1 protein-coding gene is annotated in these 550 nt (G+C 29.5%); it reads left to right on the top strand.

Annotated elements, in window-relative coordinates:
- The coding region (locus JX287_RS07775; RefSeq protein ID WP_204644320.1) for a DDE-type integrase/transposase/recombinase at positions 1-550 on the top strand (550 nt) is incomplete at both ends.

Below are 550 nucleotides of genomic sequence, written 5' to 3'. Positions count from 1 at the left end.
ATATTAGAAATAAGAAAGAATAACAAAGATTATGGTTATAGACGTATATATGGTGCGTTACGTAATTTAGGATATATTATAAACAAAAAGAAAGTTCAAAGAATTATACAAAAATTAGGCTTACAGGTCACATCATTCACTAGAAAAAGTAGAAAATACAATTCATATAAAGGGAAAATTGGGAAAACAGCTAAGAATAGAATTAGAAGACGATTCAATACTAATATTCCACATCAAAAAATCACTACAGACACAACTGAATTTAAATATTATGAAGTAAGTGAAAAAGGGAAATTAGTGGTAAAGAAACTTTATTTAGATCCATTTATGGATATGTATAATGGCGAGATAATAAGCTATAGTATAAGTGAGAGCCCATCAGCTAAAAATATAATGGATGCACTAGAAAAAGCTATTAAAGTCACAGCTAAATCCCCTTATAGGAGAACTTTCCACTCTGATCAAGGATGGGGTTATCAAATGAAGGCATACTCGAAAAGGTTAAAAGAAGAACGTATTTACCAAAGTATGTCTAGAAAAGCAAATTGTT

The organism is Gemella haemolysans, from assembly GCF_901873445.1.
GTDB lineage: Bacteria > Bacillota > Bacilli > Staphylococcales > Gemellaceae > Gemella > Gemella haemolysans_C.
The sequence above is the reverse complement of the archived record's forward strand: the minus strand, read 5'-3'. Positions and strand labels throughout refer to the sequence as shown.